This window comes from Rhodoferax sp. (assembly GCF_011391645.1).
Taxonomy (GTDB): Bacteria; Pseudomonadota; Gammaproteobacteria; order Burkholderiales; family Burkholderiaceae_C; genus Rhodoferax.
The window spans coordinates 1-17215 of sequence record NZ_JAABQC010000058.1 but is presented as its reverse complement, the minus strand read 5'-3'; the positions used below and the strand labels follow the sequence as shown (position 1 = coordinate 17215).

Below are 17215 nucleotides of genomic sequence, written 5' to 3'. Positions count from 1 at the left end.
TGGTCGGCGAAATCAGCTACCTGACCGGCAAGCCTGCCTCTGCGGCAGTGGTTGCCGGCCTGGAGACCCGAATGTTCAACCTGGACCACAGCGCGCTGGACAACCTCAAGGTTGGGCACCCTGAACTGCACAACAAGGTGCTGTACATCCTGAGCCGCAACCTGATTGAGAAGCTGGCCAAATCCAACCAGCAGACGGCGGAGTGGGCCACATCCAGGCTCTGATGAGCCTCAGGTCGTCGCCGAGCCAGCCGGCGGTGCAATAGCCGCAACCGTGTGATCAGGCACGCGACCGAAGAGCCCTGAGCTGCTCATCGGTCTGGGCATCCAGCACCTCACGGGCGTAGTCGTAGCCCTGCTTGGCGATGCTGTCAAAGCGCTGCCACTGCAACATGCCCACGCGCTCCAGTGGCGGGCTGAAGTACAGGTCGGTCAGCCGGCGCGATTCACCCTGGCGCGAGTTGCTGTACATGATGTTGACATTGAGCAGATAGGCCATGAACGAGGGCAACTTGTAGCGGCGCTGCTGGCGCGGGCGCAGGCGGTCGCGCAACAGCGCCCAGGTGCCCGGCACCTCATCAAACGCCACGGGCTTGGGCCGGCGCACGCCCAGGTCCATGCCGATGACCTTGCCCACACCGCGGCGCTTGCGCATGATGCTGACCGGGAAATTGTTGAAAGTGCCACCGTCAAACAGCAGGTCACCCGCCACCGGCACCGGCGGGAACGCGCCGGGGATGGCGCTGGTGGCCAGCAGCGCCTGGGCCAGGGAACCCTGGCTGATCACCTGTTCGCGGGCCTCGGTGTAGTTGCTGGCCACGCAGAAGAAGTTTTTCCAGGCATCCTCGATGTCGGCCGGATGGCCAAAGACTTGCTGCAGTGCCACTTGCAGAATGCGGCGCATGCGGCGTCCGCGAATGAGGGAAATCAGCGGCAGCAGGTTGAAGTCGCCGGTGGGTTTGTCGGCAAAGGCCGCGCGCGCAATCGGCATGATGCTCGCCAGCGGCTGGTCTGAGGCCACCATGGCCGCCATGATGGCGCCAATGCTGGTGCCGCCGACAAAGTCAATCACAATGCCACGCTCTTGCAGCGCCTGGTACAGCCCCAGATGCGCCAGCCCCTTGGCGCCGCCACCGGCAAGCACCAGGCCCACCGCCGTGCGGCTCTGAATGCGCGCCAGCCGTGCCATGTCGCCGGCAAGCGTCGGGCGCACATGCACATGGTCGGCCACCGGTCGGCGCGCCAGCCATTCCCGGGTGCCGCTGGGGCTGCGCACGTCAGCCTCGTGCATCAGCACCAAAATTTGCGCCGCGTCGTTCTGCCCTCCCCGCTGCATCAGGCAAGCGGTTTCGGTTTCATGCGGCACCGGCGGCTGGTTGGCATTGGCCAGCAGCAGTATCTCGTCGCTGTGGCGGCTGCAGCGCTGCGTCCAGGCGCTGGCACCGGCGTCGCCCACCAGCAGGACAAAGTCGTGCGTCAGTTCCAGTTCATCAAGGTGCGAGACGATGCGTCGGTTGGCAGCCATGTCAGTGACTGCGCTGCGCGCCAGGCCGGGTTGCTGCAGCGCCGCATCGACACTGTCGGCGTCCGCCAGGCAAACCTTGCCCATGTGGCCCAGCTGGGTAGCCAGGCGCTGCGCAAAGTCGGCTGCGTCCACGCCTGCGGTCACGGGCAGCAGTGCCATGGCCACTGGCGGCGGCACCGCCGTGCGCGGGCCGGAGCTGGTGAGCCGCTTGATCATCTGGCGGGTCAGCAAAATGGACATGTGCGCGCTGCTGGCCAGCAGGCTGGCAAACTCCGACTTGGCCAGGCGCACCAGCAGCGAGTCGCGGATGGCGACCACAGTGGCCGAACGCGGCTCGTCGGTGTAGAGGCTCATTTCACCAATGATCTCGCCCCGCCCCATCTCGCGCACCATGTGCTCGACGCCGTCATCACCCCGCACCGAGGCACGCAGGCGCCCGCTGATTGACAAATACATGGCATCACCGGGTTCACCCTGGCGCATCAGCGCTTCGCCCGCTGCCACTTCAAACCACTGCAGGTGGCGACGCAGCAGCGCAATAGCCTCGGCATCGACATCGCTGAGCATGCGTTGCAGATACTGGTTGAGCACGCGCTCGGGGTAATCGGTGGTCATGGGCTATCCAATCTGGAAGTACAAGTTCGAAGCCTGATCTGCCAAGTGCAAAAGCTTGCCACCTGGTTCACGCCCCCGGGGCATTCTCGCGCCGCGCTGATGCTTGGTCAATTGATGCCAGTGCCCTGATTTTTTTCTTACCGCGCTGCATTTTTTTTCAAGCTGTCTTCAGGGTTTTTACTTAGACGGTGAAAAAACTCAACACGTAAACTCATCGGCAACGCACAGCCGGTACAACCAGGTATCGGCCAGCGTTGACGTGCCGGTCCGGCTGTATGGCCGATCTCGGCAAGTTAGATTTTTATAACCATTCAAGCGAGACCAAACATGAAACTTGTAAGCCGTTCTTCCCTTCTTGCACTGGCCATTGGTGCCGCACTGTCTGCACCCGCAATGGCCCAGGAAACCGTGCGCTGGGGCGTCCCCATGGCGTTTGGCTCCAACCTCACGGCGCTAGGCGACACCATGCCCTGGGTTTCGGAGCAACTTAAAAAGGTTTCGGGCGGCAGCATCAACCTGCAAGTGTTCGAGCCGGGCAAGTTGGTGCCGGCTCTGGCCATTTTCGACAGCGTGTCGACCGGCAAGGTCGAGGCTGGCTACAGCTTCATGGGCTACGAGTTGGGCAAGGTTCCGGTGTCGGCCATTTTCGGCGCATTGCCCTTCGGCATGGAAACGCCGCAGTTTGCCGCGTGGATCTACTTCGGTGGCGGTGATGCGCTGCTGAAAGAGGCGTTCAAGCCACACAACGTCCACCCGATCTTCTGTGGCTCCATCAGCCCCGAAGCCGCTGGCTGGTTCCGCAAGGAAATCAAGACGCCCGACGACCTGAAAGGCCTGAAGTTCCGCGCTGCGGCGCTGGGCGGGAAGATCTATCAAAAGCTGGGCGCCTCTGTGACGATGCTGCCGGGCGGCGAACTGTTCCAGGCGCTCGAGAAGGGCGTGCTTGACGGCACCGAGTTCTCGCTGCCCACGGTGGACGACCAACTCGGCTTTGACAAGGTGGCAAAAAACTACTACCTGCCGGGCTGGCACCAGCCGTCGACCAACCAGTACCTGTATGTGAACATCGCCGCCTGGGCCAAGCTCAAGCCGCAAACGCAGGCGCAAATTGAGACGACCTGCACCGCGGGCGTCACCATGGCGCTGGCCAAGGCGGAAGCGTTGCAAGGTGAAATGCTGACCAAGTTCGAAAAAGAAGGCGTCACGCTGCGCCAGTTCAACAAGACCATGCTTGATGCGTTCTCGAAGGCGTCCAAGGAAGTGATCGCTGAAGAGGCAGCCAAGGACCCGATGTTCAAGAAAGTCCACGACAGCATGGCCGCCTTCCAGGCCAAGAACCGCAACTGGCACAGCCTGGGCTACCTGCCGCGCGACTACAAGTAATCTTCGAATCGCGCAATTGATGCGCGCCAAGCCGTTCCAGAATGCGACATTCGCCTGGAGCGGCTTATTTTTGCCAAGGAGAATTTAAATGAAGATCCTCGTACCAGGTGCTGATGAGCCAGAAGTTGGCTTGTCCGGGCTCGCGCTGCCCACTACCGTCTTTTCCCGCGCCATCGACCGCGTCATCAGCTGGTTCGGAGAATTTGCCTCTGTTTTGTGGACCATTCTGGTGATGACCATCGTGCTGCAAGTTGTGCTGCGTTACGTTTTTGGCATTGGCTCCATCATGTTGGAAGAAGCCCAGTGGCACCTTTATGCCGTGGGCTTTTTGCTCGGCTTGGCGTTTACCGAGCTGAAAGAAAAGCACGTGCGCATCGACGTGCTGTCCTCCGGCTTCACCAGCAAAACCCGCCTCTGGATCGAATTTTTGGGTATCACCTGCTTTTTGCTGACCTTTTCGCTGATGGTGATCTGGTTTGCCCTGCCCTTTGTGATCAGTTCATGGCAACTTAGCGAAGTGTCTGCCGCGCCCGGTGGCTTGCCGTACCGCTGGGCTATCAAATCCTTCTTGGTCACTGCCTTTGTCCTGCTGGCCCTGATTGGCATGAGCCGCCTGACCCGTGTCTGGGCAGCGCTGTCGAGTTCACGCTGAACCGGCGAATTCGCACAAGCCTGACAAACCCACAACTTTTCGAGAATAGTCCATGCCTTTTTACGAAATACTTTCTATTGGGCTCATGATCACCTTCATTGTGTCCTTGTTCCTCGGCTATCCGGTCGCCTGGCTGCTGGCAGGCATATCGATTCTGTTTTCCGCCATCGCCATCGTCCTGACGACCCAGTTCGGCATAGACACCTTTCTGTTGACCAGTTGGGTCAAATTTTCCGGCATCATCGACCGGTTTGATGCCATCATGTCGAACTGGGTGCTGGTGTCTTTGCCCATGTTTGTTTACATGGGCCTGATGCTGGACCGCTCGGGTGTGGCCGACGTCATGATGCGCAACTTTGTCAAGGTGTTTGGCGGTATTCGCGGCGGGCTTGGCCTGACCGTGATCGTGATCGGCATCTTGCTGGCGGCTTCCACCGGCATTGTGGGCGCCTCTGTGGTGCTGCTGGCCATGCTGTCCATGCCGATCATGCTGCAATACCATTACTCAAAGCCGCTGGCCTGCGGCATCGTGGCAGCATCGGGCACGCTGGGCATTTTGATTCCGCCGTCCATCATGCTGGTGCTGATGGCCGACCAGGTGTCAGTCTCGGTGGGCGACCTGTTCATGGGTGCACTGGTACCAGGCCTGTTGTTGGGCGTGCTGTACATGGTGTTTGTCATGCTGGTGGGCATTTTCCGTCCCGACATGTTGCCGCCGCGTCCGGCGGATGCCGAAAAACTGACCGCTCGCCAAGTCGGCATTGCCTTTCTGTCCACCATCCCCACCTTTGGCCTGATTCTGGTGGTGCTGGGCTCGATCTTCTTTGGCATTGCCACACCGACCGAGGCGTCGGGTTTGGGCGCGTTTGGCGCCATGATTCTGGCGGCAGCCAACGGCAAGCTGAACTGGAAGGTGATACGCCAGGTGGGCATCGACACCACCACCACTACCTGCTTCATCTTTGCCATTTTCATTGGCGCCACGGTGTTTGCCTACGTGCTGCGGATGATTGGTGGTGACGAGTTGATCAGCGAATTCTTCAAGGGCACCGGTTTCAGTCCCAATGGTTTGGTCATTCTGGTGCTGGCGGTGGTGTTTGTGGCCGGTTTCTTCCTGGACTGGTTCGAAATCGTGCTGATCATCCTGCCTCTGCTGGCCCCGGTGATCAAGCTCGCAGGGCTTGACATGACCTGGTTCCTGATCCTGGTTGCTTTGATGCTGCAAACCTCGTTCCTGACGCCGCCGGTCGGTTTCTCGCTGTTCTACCTCAAGGGTGTGGTACCCAAGGGTGTGACCATTCGCGACATCTACATTGGCGTGATTCCTTTTGTGGCTTTGCAAATGATGATGGTGGCGATCTGCTTCAAGTGGCCGCAAATTATTCTGTGGCTGCCAGAGCAGATGTATGGGGCCAAGTAGCCGCTGAGCGCACCAAAAAAAATCCGACCCGGAGTCTGATCTCCGGTCGGGTCGGGTGCAAATTATGGGTTCCGCCTCAGGTGCTTTGCCAGATCACCTTCTGGCCAGAGCTTTCCCAACGTTCGTAATTGGCCGAGTACGCATCTTCAATACGATTGCGCTTGACCTTGAAGGTGGGCGTCACAATGTCGTTTTCGACTGTCCACGCGTTGCTGGCGATCACTACGCACTTGAGTTGCTCGTGCGGGTCCAGGGTTTCGTTGATGGCGCTCAGGTGCTGTGCCAGAGACACTTCAAGCTGGGCACGGTTGGCCGGATCTGAGATGCTCGCCAAGTACTCGGCGTTGAGCATCACAATGCCCAGCGGCTGGCCCAGGTTGGCTCCGGTCACCACACAGGCTTCGACGGCGTCGTGCATCACCAGTTTGTCTTCAATGGGCGCGGGAGCCACATATTTGCCCTTGCTGGTCTTGAACAGGTCCTTGACGCGGCCGGTGATGCGCAGCCGGCCCTGGGCGTCAATCTGGCCCTTGTCGCCAGTGCGCAGCCAGCCATCCGCAGTAAAAGTCTCGCTGGTCGCCGCAGGCTCTTTGTAGTAGCCCAGCATCAGCGCCGGGCTGCGCATTTGAATCTCGCCGGTGGCCGCATCAATGCGCATATCCACACCCGGGTAGGCGGGGCCAACCGTGCCTTCCATGTTTTGCCCGGCCAGCGTCAGGTTCGAAACCGCCAGGTTCTCCGTCATGCCGTAGCCTTCATTGACAGGCAGGCCCAGTTTGCGGTACCAGGCCAACAGCGACACCGGCATGGGTGCTGCGCCACCGGCGGCAAAGCGGCATTGGTCCAGCCCCAGGGCTTTTTGCACTTTGCGGCGCACCAAGCCGCCAATGATGGGAATCGACAACAACCGATTGAGCTTGGCCGGCGGCAATTTGTGGTGCACGCCGTGCTGGAACTTGACCCACAGCCGGGGCACCGAAAAGAAGATGGTGGGTCGCGCGCGCTGCAAGTCGGAGGCAAAGGTGTCGAGCGACTCGGCAAAAAACACATGCATACCGGTCAGCAGCCAGCCATGCTCGACCAGCACCCGCTCGACCACATGGGCCAGCGGCAGGTAAGACAGCATGCGGTCTTGCTGTGTCATGCCCACACTGGTGGCGCCGGTTCGGATGGCCCAGGCAAAATTGCCAAAGCTGTGCATCACGCCCTTGGGCATGCCGGTGGTGCCCGAGGTGTAAATCAGGGTGGCGAGGTCATCGGCATCACGCACCACCTCCCCTTCAATCGGCTTGTTGCGGGCAATGATGGCGTCCCAACCCTCGTAGCTTTTGATCGCATCTGGCGGTGACAGCGCATAGCTGATGCAGGGCATGTCAGCGGGAACACCGGGCTTCATCAATTCCCAGTCGTCGAGCTTGCCAACAAAACAGGCCCGCGCCTCGCTGTGAACAAGGATCTGCTTGACGGTGTCACGCCCGAGCGTGGGGTACAGGGGCACCGACACATAGCCGGCCATCCAGATCGCCAGGTCGCTCATCAGCCACCAGGCGCAGTTCTTGGACATGATGGCCACCTTGGCACCCGGCTCCCAACCCTGGGATTTCAAGTGGCTGGCCATGCGGCGCACTTCATCGCCCACCTGGGCCCAAGTGAAATCCTTGATGACACCACCGCCCATGGGCTGGGTCAGTGCAATGCGGTCTGGCGCTGTCTTTTCCCAAAAATACAAACGTTGCAAAGCCAGTTGGTCAGATGAAACGGGATTCATGAAATTTGTCTCCATATAGGTTTTGTGCAGCCTTCGACTGAAGAAGGACCTTAACCAGTATAGAAAAAGAATCGGCATTTTGGTAGCGTAAAAACGGGACGATTGATGCAACGGATTGCGAACAATCAATGTTCCGATTGAAAAATCAGCCCACATCTCCGAGTTGCACCATAAATGTGCAGAAGCTCCTGGCATCTTTATTGCTTTTTAGACCGGGTTTATTCATTTTCAGGATGTACCCATGTCAAAACGCATTTTTCTCAAGGCAGCCGTCACGCTGGCGGGCGCCAGCTTTCTGGGTTTGGCCCAGGCGCAAACCACCCCCATCAAATTTCAGCTCGATTGGCGCTTCGAGGGACCCAGCGCGCTGTTTTTGACGCCCGTTGCCAAAGGCTACTTCAAGGAGGCAAAACTTGATGTCAGCGTTGACGCGGGCAACGGCTCGGGCGGCACGGTAACGCGTGTCGCGTCAGGCGCCTACGACATGGGTTTTGCCGACCTGGCTGCGCTGATGGAATTCCACGCCAACAACCCCGACGCGCCCAACAAGCCCGTGGCCGTCATGATGGTCTACAACGACACTCCGGCTTCTGTCATGGCACTGAAGAAATCCGGCATCAAAACCCCAGCCGACCTGAGCGGCAAGAAACTCGGCGCCCCGGTGTTCGACGCCGGCCGCCGCGCCTTTCCGATCTTCTCCAAGGCCAACAATGTGACCGGCGTGCAATGGACCGCCATGGACCCGCCGCTGCGCGAAACCATGCTGGTGCGCGGCGACATTGACGCCATCACCGGCTTTACCTTTACCTCGCTGCTGAACCTGGAGGCGCGCGGCGTCAAACCGGCCGACGTGGTGGTGCTGCCCTACCCGGCTTATGGTGTCAAGCTCTACGGCAACGCCATCATTGCCTCGCCCAAGCTCATCAAGGAAAACCCGGAGGCCATCAAGGCCTTCCTGGCCGCGTTTGCCAAAGGCGCCAAAGACGTGATCAGCAGCCCGGCTGCGGCCATCAATGACGTGAAGGCGCGCGACGGCATTGTCAACGTGGCACTCGAAACCCGCCGCCTGCAACTCGCCATTGACACCGTCATCAACAGCCCGAACGCCCGTGCCGAGGGTTTTGGCCAGGTAAACGGCCCGCGCCTGGCGCTGATGGCGTCGCAGGTGTCAGATGCCTTCAACACCAAAACCCGGGTCAATCCGGATGCGGTCTGGAACGGCAACTTTTTGCCGGGCAAAGCGGTGCTGGATGTGTTGCCGAAGTAGCAGGCCATGATGGAAAAATCATCCAGCCCGTGGTTTGTCGACTTCTCGGACGTCTGGCTGGCCTACAACGACGAACTGCTGGCGCAAAACCAGTTCGCGGTAGAGGCCATTGACATGAAGGTGCGCCAAGGCGAGTTCATCGCCATTGTCGGCCCGTCAGGCTGCGGCAAATCCACCTTCATGAAGCTGGCCACTGGCCTGAAGATGCCCTCCATGGGCAAGATTCGCATTGACCAACAGCCGGTGACGGGCCCGCTCAAGATTTCGGGCATGGCGTTTCAGGCATCCTCACTGCTGCCCTGGCGCACCACCGTCAACAACGTGCTGTTGCCGCTGGAAATCGTGGAGCCTTACCGCAGCAACTTCAAGGCCAAGCGCAAGGAATACGAAGAACGCGCCCGCAGACTGCTGCAAAAAGTGGGTCTGGGCGGTTATGAGGACAAGTTCCCCTGGCAACTCTCGGGCGGCATGCAGCAGCGCGCCAGCATTTGCCGCGCACTGATTCACGAGCCAAAGATGCTGCTGCTCGACGAGCCGTTTGGCGCGCTTGATGCCTTTACCCGCGAGGAGTTGTGGTGCATCTTGCGCGACCTCTGGACCGAACAGCAGTTCAACGTGATCCTGGTGACCCACGACCTGCGCGAGTCGGTGTTTCTGGCCGACACCGTGTATGTGATGAGCAAGAGCCCGGGCCGTTTTGTCGTCAAGCGCGAAATTGATCTGCCGCGCCCGCGCGACCTGGAAGTCACCTACACCCGCGAATTTACCGACATCGTGCACGAGTTGCGCGGCCACATTGGCGCCATGCGTCAAAACAGCGCAGCCATTGCCCAATAGCATCACATCCCCTTGGCTCAAGGTCAAAGCATGAACAAGAAACAAATGGAAATCTGGTCGCCCTGGCTGCTGCTGCTGGCGGTGCTGGCGCTGTGGCAGATCATCTGCTCGGGCTTTAATGTGTCAGAGTTCATCTTTCCCAGCCCGTGGCGCATCTGGACGCAGTTTTGGGAGTTCCGCGACACCATTGCCGGGCACGCCTGGCGCACCTATTGGGTGACCATGGTCGGCTTTGGCCTGGCCATCGTGGTGGGTGTTTTGCTGGGCTTTTTGATTGGCAGCTCGCGCCTGGCCTATGCCGCCGTGTACCCGTTGATGACCGCCTTTAACGCGCTGCCCAAGGCGGCCTTTGTGCCGATTCTGGTGGTCTGGTTTGGCATTGGCGCCGGGCCAGCCATCCTGACGGCGTTTTTGATCAGTTTTTTCCCGATCATGGTCAATATTGCGACCGGTCTGGCGACGCTGGAGCCCGAGCTCGAAGACGTGTTGCGGGTGCTTGGTGCCAGGCGCTGGGACGTGCTGATCAAGGTGGGGCTGCCTCGTTCCATGCCCTACTTTTATGGCTCGCTCAAGGTCGCCATCACACTGGCGTTTGTTGGCACCACGGTGTCCGAGATGACCGCTGCCAACGAGGGCATTGGCTACCTGCTGATTTCGGCGGGCTCGAGCATGCAGATGGGCCTGGCCTTTGCCGGCCTGGTGGTGGTGGGCGCCATGGCGATGGTGATGTATGAGCTGTTCAGCGCGGTTGAGAAACACACCACCGGCTGGGCGCACCGCAGTTCGCAAAACCATTGACCAGCCCATGACCCCGGAGCAAGTGATCCGCCATTTGCGGCGCGCCAACGCGGTTGCACGCCGCGCCATGGACCTGGGTCGGCATCCGTTCGGGGCGATTTTGGTCGCGCCCGATGGTGACACCGTGCTGGCCGAGCAAGGCAATGTGGACACGGTCAACCACGCAGAATCCACGCTGGCCCGCAGCGCTGCCACCAACTTCACGCCAGACTACCTGTGGCAATGCACCCTGGTGACCACGGTAGAGCCCTGCGCCATGTGTGCAGGCACGCAATACTGGAGCAACATCGGACGGCTGGTGTATGGCATGACCGAGCGCCGCCTGCTGCAACTCACCGGCAGCCACACCGAGAACCCGACCATGGACATGCCCTGCCGCAGCGTGTTTGCCGCAGGACAAAAACCGGTCGAAGTGGTGGGCCCGGTCGCTGCCGTGGAGGCAGAAATCTCAGCGCTGCATCAAACATTCTGGCACCGATAAATTCGGCATGGTATTTGCTCAATCGCTAACGTTCCGTGTGAGGCAGCAGCCCCTGGTCAGCAGAAATCAGGGCAGTAACAAAGCGCGATTCATCGCATAACTTCAATCTTCCTCTGGGGTACTTCATGAAAAAATCAAGCCTTTTGGCAACTTGTCTGGCTGCTGCAACCATGGGCGCGCAGGCGCAAAGCAACGTTCAACTGAACGGCCTTGTAGACGCTTACATCGGATCAATGCGCATGGCGGGCGACAAGGCCAGCAAATCGGTGGTGGGCAGCGGTGGTTTGACCACCTCCTGGTGGGGCATGTCAGGCACAGAAGACCTTGGCGGCGGGCTCACAGCCAGCTTCGCGTTGAACGGCTTTTTCCGCACCGACACTGGCGAAACAGGCCGCTTTGGCGCCGACACGCAGTTTTCCCGCGATGCGTATGTGGCGCTTGCGGGGTCATTTGGCGTGGTGAACCTGGGCCGCAGCAAGGCCCCGAACTTCTTGCCCACCATCGCCTTCAACCCGCTGGGTGACTCGTTCACCTTTTCGCCCTTGGTGTTGCATGCCAATGTGCCGCTGTTCAACGGCACCGGCTGGGGGGCGACCACATCGTCTGACACCGGCTGGTCCAACCAGATCACCTACACCACACCGAGCCTGGCCGGACTCAAAGCCAACCTGCATTACCAGTTTGGTGAAATTGCCGCCGACAATGGCAAGCGCAACATGGGCCTGAACCTGATGTATTTTTCTGGCCCCGTGGGTTTGACCACTTTCTGGGAACGCACCGAAGTGAGCAATCCGGTGCCGGTTGCACTGCCAGGGGGCGCCACACGCACCAACTGGATGCTGGGCGGCAGCTACGACGCCAAAGTAGTCAAGGGCTTCATCACTTATGGCGAATCATCCTCCGACCTGGCTGGTGTGCCTGACAAAGCCACCACATCCCTTGGCTTGTCAGCCCCCGTGGGCAGCGGCAAGTTACTGGCCGCCTGGGCCAACACCAAGGTCGACGCCGGCAACACCCGCGACACGGTGACGGTGGGCTACGACCACACGATGTCCAAGCGCACTGACGTCTATGCATTGGTGATGAACGACAAGATCACCACGTTTGAGAGCGGCACCAGCTTTGGCCTGGGCGTTCGCCACAGGTTCTGAGGTACGCTACGCGGCATGACCTGGCACGCCCAACTTGACATTGACTACCAGGTCGAATCTGACCGCACGGTCGCGCGTTATCGGCACAACGGCCCGTTGCGGGTGTTGCAAAGCCTCTACCCCGAGGGCGATGCCATCTGCCACAACGTGCTGGTGCACCCGCCCGGTGGCCTGGTGGGCGGCGACACCCTGGAGATGACGATTGCGGCCAGCGGCACAGCCCACGGCCTGATCACCACGCCGGGCGCCACCCGCTTTTACCGCTCGCTGGGAGAGTCGGCGGTGCAGCGCGCCAGCATTACCCTGCACGACCAGGCCCGCCTGGAATGGTTGCCGCAGGAAGCCATTTGCCACAACGCCTGCCTGGCAGAAAACCACCTGCGCATTGCACTTGGACCCGAAGCCGAGTTCATGGGCTGGGACATCACCGCGCTCGGCCTGCCCAGCGCGCAGCTGCCGTTCGACGCAGGCCATTTTTTGCAGCACATTGAGGTGCCCGGCATCTGGCTGGAGCGCGGCCTGCTGCAGGCCACTGACCACTGCCTGATGAACGGCCCGCTGGGCCTGGCCGGGCGGCGCTGCCTGGCGTCGCTGTTTTTTGTCAGTGGCAGCCCGCTGGCGCGGGAGCGGCGAGCGCAGGCGCTGGAACTGGCGCGCCAGGTGATGACCAACCACGCCCTGCAACACATGGCCGGAGTGACCTGCCCGAACGAACAGGTGATGGTGCTGCGGGTGCTGGCACCCCTGGTGGAACCTGCGACAGACCTGCTGCGCCAGGTGTGGCAGGTGTGGCGCCGGCACTTCTGGCAATTGCCCGCGGCCATGCCGCGCATCTGGTCAACCTAATCAGTTGGGGTCAGAGCACGTCGCTTTGCGAGTGGTCTGACCCGCAAAGTCTCAGGACTTAAATCGCCACCAGCTGGCGCACGCCATCAACTTCCATGTTGGCGCCAAGACCCTGCGCGCGCACGGCGCCGCGCTCCATCACCACGTAGTTGTCGGCCAGTTCCTGGGCAAAATCGAAATACTGCTCCACCAGCACAATCGCCATGTCGCCGCGGTCAGCCAGCATGCGGATGACACGGCCAATATCCTTGATGATGCTGGGCTGAATGCCTTCGGTCGGCTCATCCAGAATCAGCAGCTTCGGGCCGGCCGCCAGCGCGCGGGCAATGGCCAACTGCTGCTGTTGCCCGCCTGACAGGTCGCCGCCACGACGATTCAGCATCTGCTTGAGCACCGGGAACAGCTCGAACAGTTCGGGCGGAATCGGCGTGCTGGCAGGCTTGTAGGCCAGGCCCATGGCCAGGTTTTCCTGCACGGTGAGGCGACCAAAAATCTCACGCCCCTGCGGCACAAAACCAATGCCGGCACGGGCGCGCTCGTAGGGTGTGGCGTTGTGAATCGCTTTGCCATCAAATTCGATGCTGCCGTTCTTGATTGGCACCAGACCCATCAGGCTTTTCAACAATGTGGTCTTGCCCACGCCGTTGCGACCCAAAATGACGGTAACTTTGCCCAGGGTGGCCTGCAGGCTGACGTCGCGCAGGATGTGCGAGCCGCCGTAATATTGGTTGATGTTTTTGACGTTCAGCATGGGGGTTGCCATCTCAGCGGCCCAGATAGACTTCGATGACCCGCTCGTCACTCTGCACCTGCGCCAGCGTGCCCTGCGCCAGCACCGCACCGTCGCACAGCACCGTGACAATGTCGGAAATGGTGTTGATGAAACTCATGTCGTGCTCCACCACCATCAGCGAGTGCTTGCCCCTGAGGCTCAAAAACAGCTCGGCGGTGCGCTCGGTTTCCTCGTCGGTCATGCCTGCCACCGGCTCGTCAAGCAGCAGCAATTTGGGGTCCTGCATCAGCAGCATGCCGATCTCCAGCCACTGCTTCTGGCCGTGGCTTAAGTTGCCGGCCTGGCCACGTACGCTGTCCGCCAAGTGAATTGTGTGCAGCACCTCTGCCAGGCGGTCGCTCTGAGTCGAGTCGAGCCTGAAAAACATCGAGCTGGTCACAGCCTTGTTGGTTTTGAGCGCCAACTCCAGGTTTTCGAACACGCTCAGTTGCTCGAACACCGTGGGTTTCTGAAACTTGCGGCCAATGCCCATCTGGGCAATCTCGGACTCCTTGTAACGCAGCAGGTCGATGGTGCTGCCAAAGAACACCTGGCCTTCATCGGGGCGGGTCTTGCCGGTGATGATGTCCATCATGGTGGTCTTGCCGGCGCCGTTGGGGCCGATGATGCAGCGCAGCTCACCCGGCGCGATGTCCAGGCTCAGCTTGTTGATGGCCTTGAAACCGTCAAAGCTCACGCTCACGTCTTCAAGGTAAAGAATGCGACCGTGGGTGACATCTACCTCCCCCGGCGTGGCAATGCGCGAAAAGCCCGCTTGCCTGCCGCCTGATTCGGTTTGCCCTGCCTTGGCGGCCTGGGCCGCCTGGTAGGCCTCAAGGCGCCGGGCGCCCTGCTCCATCAATTCGGGGGTCATTTCGTACCCTCGCTTTTGACAGATGAATTGCCGCGCTTCGTTCGCAATGACAAGCCAGCAGACAACTTTCGAACCAAACCCACCACACCGTTGGGCAAAAAGAGCGTCACGCCAATGAACAGCAGTCCCAAAAAGTACAGCCAGAACTCAGGATAAGCCACCGTCAGCCAACTCTTGGCGCCATTGACGATGAAGGCCCCCACGATCGGGCCGATCAGCGTGGCGCGGCCACCCACGGCCGCCCAGATGGCGATCTCGATCGAATTGGCCGGGCTCATTTCGCTGGGGTTGATGATGCCCACCTGCGGCACGTACAGCGCACCAGCCACGCCGCACATCATGGCCGAAATGGTCCAGATGGTGAGCTTGTAGCCCAGCGGGTTGTAGCCGCTGAACATGACGCGCGTTTCGGCGTCACGCACGGCCTGCAGCACGCGACCAAATTTGCTGCCCACCAGCCAGCGCGCCATCAGGAAGAAGCCCAGCAGCGTCACGCCGGTCAGCACAAACAGGGTCATGCGCATTTCCTGTGTGGCCACCGGAATGCCCAATATCCGTTTGAAGTCGGTGAAGCCGTTGTTGCCGCCAAAACCGGTCTCGTTGCGAAAGAACAGCAGCATGGCGGCAAAGGTCAGGGCCTGGGTGATGATGGAAAAATACACGCCCTTGATGCGCGAGCGAAAGGCAAAGTAACCAAAAACAAAGGCCACCAGCCCCGGCACCGCCACGATCAGGAACAACGTGGCGATGAAGCTGTCAGAAAACGTCCAATGCCAGGGCAGCTCTTTCCAGTCCAGGAACACCATGAAGTCGGGTAACTCGCTTTTGTAATTTCCATCGGTGCCGATCTGGCGCATGAGGTACATCCCCATGACATAGCCGCCCAGCGCAAAAAACAGGCCATGGCCCAGGCTCAAAATGCCGCTGAAGCCCCAGATCAGGTCCATGGCCAGCGCGCAAATGGCGTAACACATGATTTTTCCAAGCAGGCCCACCGCGTAATCGCTCAGGTGAAAAGCGCTGTCGGCGGGCACCAGCAGATTGAGCACTGGCGCAACCGCACAGACGACGATCAGGGCGAGGATAAAAGCGCTCCAGCCGGTGCGGGTGAGCAGCGGAGAGCGCGCGGGTAGTTGGATGGAAGGGGTCATGATGTCACGCTTCCGCACTGCGGCCCTTCATGGCAAAGATGCCTTGCGGACGTTTCTGGATAAAGATGATGATGAGCACCAGCACCGCAATCTTGGCCAGTACCGCGCCCGCCCATCCCTCCAAAAACTTGTTCAACACGCCAAGACCCAGAGCAGCATAAACGGTGCCCGCGAGCTGACCCACACCGCCCAACACCACCACCATGAAGGCATCAACAATGTAGCCCTGACCCAAGTCTGGCCCCACGTTGCCGACCTGGCTCAAGGCACAGCCCGCCAAACCCGCAATGCCCGAGCCCAAAGCGAATGCGTAAGTGTCAATGCGCGCGGTGTTCACACCCATGCAAGACGCAATGGGGCGGTTTTGCGTGACACCTCGCACAAACAGGCCCAGCCGTGTTTTGCCAATCATCCAGGCCACCGAACCCAGCACAAAAATGGCAAAGCCAATGATCACCAGCCGGTTGTAAGGCAGCGACAGGTTGCCCAGCACCTGCACGCCGCCGCTCATCCATGAGGGGTTTTCCACCCCAACGTTTTGCGCGCCAAACACGGTGCGCACCAGTTGCATCAGCATCAGGCTGATACCCCAGGTGGCCAGCAGCGTCTCCAGTGGCCGGCCATACAAAAAGCGGATCACGCTGCGCTCCAGCAGTGCACCCATCAGTGCAGAAGCCATGAAAGCCACCGGCACAGCCGCCAACAAATACCAGTCAAAGGCCCCGGGCAGGTAGCGCTGAAACAGGCCCTGCACCACGTAGGTGGCGTAGGCGCCGATCATCATCAGCTCGCCGTGCGCCATGTTGATCACACCCATCAAACCGTAGGTGATGGCCAGGCCCAGCGCCACCAGCAGCAGGATGCTGCCAAGGCTGATGCCGCTGAAAATGGCGCCCAGCTTGTCGCCCCAGGCAAGCGCCGCCTCCACTTCGCGCAGGGCCTTGCCCAAAGCGGCCTTGACCTGCGCGTCAGACTCGGTTTCAAGCCGTGCAAGCAAAATTGTTTTGGTTCCGGACTGGTTGCTGGAGCCCAACAAAGCCGCCGCTTCGAGGCGTTGCGCCTTGTCAGTGCTGCCCAGCAGCGCAGCGGCGCGCACCAGCGCCAATTGGTCCTTGATGCCGGCATTTTGCTCTGTGGCAAAGGCTTTTTCGATCAGCGCCAGCTTGCTCGGATCGGCATCACTTTGCATCTGCTTCACAGCCGCCATGCGGACCTTGTCATCCTTGGAAAACAGCTTGAGCGCCGCCAGGGCCGAGTCGATTTCTCCGCGCATGCGGTTGTTGTTGATCACGTCTTCGGCGTCGTCGGGCAGGGCGAATTCAACGCCTGATGCCGGGTCGATGCCTTTGTCGTCCTTGACCATGATGGCCCGGCCGCGCACCAGCTTGACCGCATCGTCGGCCAGCGCCTGCAAAAACACCGCCGTGCCGGCGTCGGCGCTGGCGACAGCCTTGTTTAAAGCTTCAATGCGGGCATCGGTTTCGCCACTGCTGATGGCGTTGGCCTCGTCCACGCTGATCGCATGGGCACTGGCGGCAAACGACACAAAGGCAGTAAAGATTAGTTTTGATAGCAACATAGGGGACCCTGTAGGGTGGGCACGTTGACAGTGCCCACGCTGCAATTTCCTTGCGTCAAACGTCATTGCGCGCAGAGCGCGCAATGACGTCAGAAAG

At 60.2% G+C, this 17215-nt stretch carries 16 protein-coding genes; 10 read left to right on the top strand and 6 right to left on the bottom strand.

The window, feature by feature from the left end; genetic code table 11:
• On the top strand, positions 1 to 224 hold a 224-nt coding region (locus GPS82_RS08790; RefSeq protein ID WP_296493452.1), incomplete at its 5' end, for a hypothetical protein.
• A gap of 55 nt (positions 225 to 279) precedes the next feature.
• Here the strand turns inward: GPS82_RS08790 and GPS82_RS08785 are convergent.
• Positions 280 to 2139: a patatin-like phospholipase family protein gene (locus tag GPS82_RS08785; protein ID WP_296493451.1), complete on the bottom strand. Its 1860-nt coding sequence runs from the start codon at positions 2137 to 2139 to the stop codon at positions 280 to 282.
• A gap of 327 nt (positions 2140 to 2466) precedes the next feature.
• On the opposite strand from GPS82_RS08785, the gene GPS82_RS08780 reads away from it, so the two are divergent.
• The 3 genes from GPS82_RS08780 (at position 2467) to GPS82_RS08770 (ending at position 5594) form a co-directional block, all read left to right on the top strand.
• Complete coding sequence (locus GPS82_RS08780; RefSeq protein WP_296493449.1) at positions 2467 to 3522, top strand: TRAP transporter substrate-binding protein; 1056 nt, start codon at positions 2467 to 2469, stop codon at positions 3520 to 3522.
• An 88-nt stretch (positions 3523 to 3610) separates the two neighbouring features.
• Positions 3611 to 4174: a TRAP transporter small permease subunit gene (locus GPS82_RS08775; RefSeq protein WP_296493448.1), complete on the top strand. Its 564-nt coding sequence runs from the start codon at positions 3611 to 3613 to the stop codon at positions 4172 to 4174.
• A 52-nt stretch (positions 4175 to 4226) separates the two neighbouring features.
• A complete protein-coding gene (locus GPS82_RS08770) occupies positions 4227 to 5594 on the top strand; it encodes a TRAP transporter large permease subunit (protein ID WP_296493447.1) in 1368 nt (455 codons plus the stop codon).
• Between the two features lie 76 nt (positions 5595 to 5670).
• Here GPS82_RS08770 and GPS82_RS08765 read toward each other — a convergent pair whose 3' ends face one another.
• A complete protein-coding gene (locus tag GPS82_RS08765) occupies positions 5671 to 7362 on the bottom strand; it encodes an AMP-binding protein (RefSeq protein ID WP_296493446.1) in 1692 nt (563 codons plus the stop codon).
• A gap of 241 nt (positions 7363 to 7603) precedes the next feature.
• On the opposite strand from GPS82_RS08765, the gene GPS82_RS08760 reads away from it, so the two are divergent.
• The 6 genes from GPS82_RS08760 (at position 7604) to GPS82_RS08735 (ending at position 12742) form a co-directional block, all read left to right on the top strand.
• Positions 7604 to 8629 (top strand): ABC transporter substrate-binding protein, encoded by a 1026-nt coding sequence (locus GPS82_RS08760; protein ID WP_296493444.1) that lies wholly within the window; start codon positions 7604 to 7606, stop codon positions 8627 to 8629.
• Positions 8630 to 8635: 6 nt separating this feature from the next.
• Positions 8636 to 9466, top strand: a complete 831-nt coding sequence (locus GPS82_RS08755; RefSeq protein ID WP_296493442.1) for an ABC transporter ATP-binding protein — start codon at positions 8636 to 8638, stop codon at positions 9464 to 9466.
• Between the two features lie 30 nt (positions 9467 to 9496).
• Complete coding sequence (locus tag GPS82_RS08750; protein ID WP_296493440.1) at positions 9497 to 10264, top strand: ABC transporter permease; 768 nt, start codon at positions 9497 to 9499, stop codon at positions 10262 to 10264.
• Between the two features lie 7 nt (positions 10265 to 10271).
• Complete coding sequence (locus GPS82_RS08745; RefSeq protein ID WP_296493438.1) at positions 10272 to 10745, top strand: nucleoside deaminase; 474 nt, start codon at positions 10272 to 10274, stop codon at positions 10743 to 10745.
• 125 nt (positions 10746 to 10870) lie between these two features.
• A complete protein-coding gene (locus tag GPS82_RS08740) occupies positions 10871 to 11896 on the top strand; it encodes a porin (protein ID WP_296493437.1) in 1026 nt (341 codons plus the stop codon).
• A 15-nt stretch (positions 11897 to 11911) separates the two neighbouring features.
• Positions 11912 to 12742, top strand: coding sequence for an urease accessory protein UreD (locus GPS82_RS08735; RefSeq protein WP_296493435.1), 831 nt, complete (start codon positions 11912 to 11914; stop codon positions 12740 to 12742).
• Positions 12743 to 12800: 58 nt separating this feature from the next.
• Here GPS82_RS08735 and urtE read toward each other — a convergent pair whose 3' ends face one another.
• The 4 genes from urtE to urtB are packed head-to-tail and all read right to left on the bottom strand — an operon-like array spanning position 12801 to position 17118.
• Positions 12801 to 13493 carry an urea ABC transporter ATP-binding subunit UrtE gene (gene urtE / locus GPS82_RS08730; RefSeq protein ID WP_296493434.1) on the bottom strand — a complete coding sequence of 231 codons (693 nt, stop codon included), beginning with the start codon at positions 13491 to 13493 and terminating at the stop codon, positions 12801 to 12803.
• A 13-nt stretch (positions 13494 to 13506) separates the two neighbouring features.
• Complete coding sequence (gene urtD / locus GPS82_RS08725) at positions 13507 to 14388, bottom strand: urea ABC transporter ATP-binding protein UrtD (RefSeq protein ID WP_296493433.1); 882 nt, start codon at positions 14386 to 14388, stop codon at positions 13507 to 13509.
• Entirely contained in the window at positions 14385 to 15539 is a 1155-nt protein-coding gene (gene urtC, locus GPS82_RS08720; RefSeq protein WP_296493432.1) for an urea ABC transporter permease subunit UrtC, read from the bottom strand. The genes urtD and urtC overlap by 4 nt, the downstream gene beginning before the upstream one ends.
• Positions 15540 to 15543: 4 nt before the next feature.
• Entirely contained in the window at positions 15544 to 17118 is a 1575-nt protein-coding gene (urtB, locus tag GPS82_RS08715; protein WP_296493431.1) for an urea ABC transporter permease subunit UrtB, read from the bottom strand.
• Between the last annotated feature and the right edge of the window lie 97 nt (positions 17119 to 17215).

What these genes read in the sequence shown, in the direction of transcription:
- GPS82_RS08785 (WP_296493451.1), bottom strand. Translation starts at nt 2,139, where the DNA reads ATGACCACCGATTACCCCGAGCGCGTGCTCAACCAGTATCTGCAACGC.
- GPS82_RS08780 (WP_296493449.1), top strand. Translation starts at nt 2,467, where the DNA reads ATGAAACTTGTAAGCCGTTCTTCCCTTCTTGCACTGGCCATTGGTGCC.
- GPS82_RS08775 (WP_296493448.1), top strand. Translation starts at nt 3,611, where the DNA reads ATGAAGATCCTCGTACCAGGTGCTGATGAGCCAGAAGTTGGCTTGTCC.
- GPS82_RS08770 (WP_296493447.1), top strand. Translation starts at nt 4,227, where the DNA reads ATGCCTTTTTACGAAATACTTTCTATTGGGCTCATGATCACCTTCATT.
- GPS82_RS08765 (WP_296493446.1), bottom strand. Translation starts at nt 7,362, where the DNA reads ATGAATCCCGTTTCATCTGACCAACTGGCTTTGCAACGTTTGTATTTT.
- GPS82_RS08760 (WP_296493444.1), top strand. Translation starts at nt 7,604, where the DNA reads ATGTCAAAACGCATTTTTCTCAAGGCAGCCGTCACGCTGGCGGGCGCC.
- GPS82_RS08755 (WP_296493442.1), top strand. Translation starts at nt 8,636, where the DNA reads ATGATGGAAAAATCATCCAGCCCGTGGTTTGTCGACTTCTCGGACGTC.
- GPS82_RS08750 (WP_296493440.1), top strand. Translation starts at nt 9,497, where the DNA reads ATGAACAAGAAACAAATGGAAATCTGGTCGCCCTGGCTGCTGCTGCTG.
- GPS82_RS08745 (WP_296493438.1), top strand. Translation starts at nt 10,272, where the DNA reads ATGACCCCGGAGCAAGTGATCCGCCATTTGCGGCGCGCCAACGCGGTT.
- GPS82_RS08740 (WP_296493437.1), top strand. Translation starts at nt 10,871, where the DNA reads ATGAAAAAATCAAGCCTTTTGGCAACTTGTCTGGCTGCTGCAACCATG.
- GPS82_RS08735 (WP_296493435.1), top strand. Translation starts at nt 11,912, where the DNA reads ATGACCTGGCACGCCCAACTTGACATTGACTACCAGGTCGAATCTGAC.
- urtE (WP_296493434.1), bottom strand. Translation starts at nt 13,493, where the DNA reads ATGCTGAACGTCAAAAACATCAACCAATATTACGGCGGCTCGCACATC.
- urtD (WP_296493433.1), bottom strand. Translation starts at nt 14,388, where the DNA reads ATGACCCCCGAATTGATGGAGCAGGGCGCCCGGCGCCTTGAGGCCTAC.
- urtC (WP_296493432.1), bottom strand. Translation starts at nt 15,539, where the DNA reads ATGACCCCTTCCATCCAACTACCCGCGCGCTCTCCGCTGCTCACCCGC.
- urtB (WP_296493431.1), bottom strand. Translation starts at nt 17,118, where the DNA reads ATGTTGCTATCAAAACTAATCTTTACTGCCTTTGTGTCGTTTGCCGCC.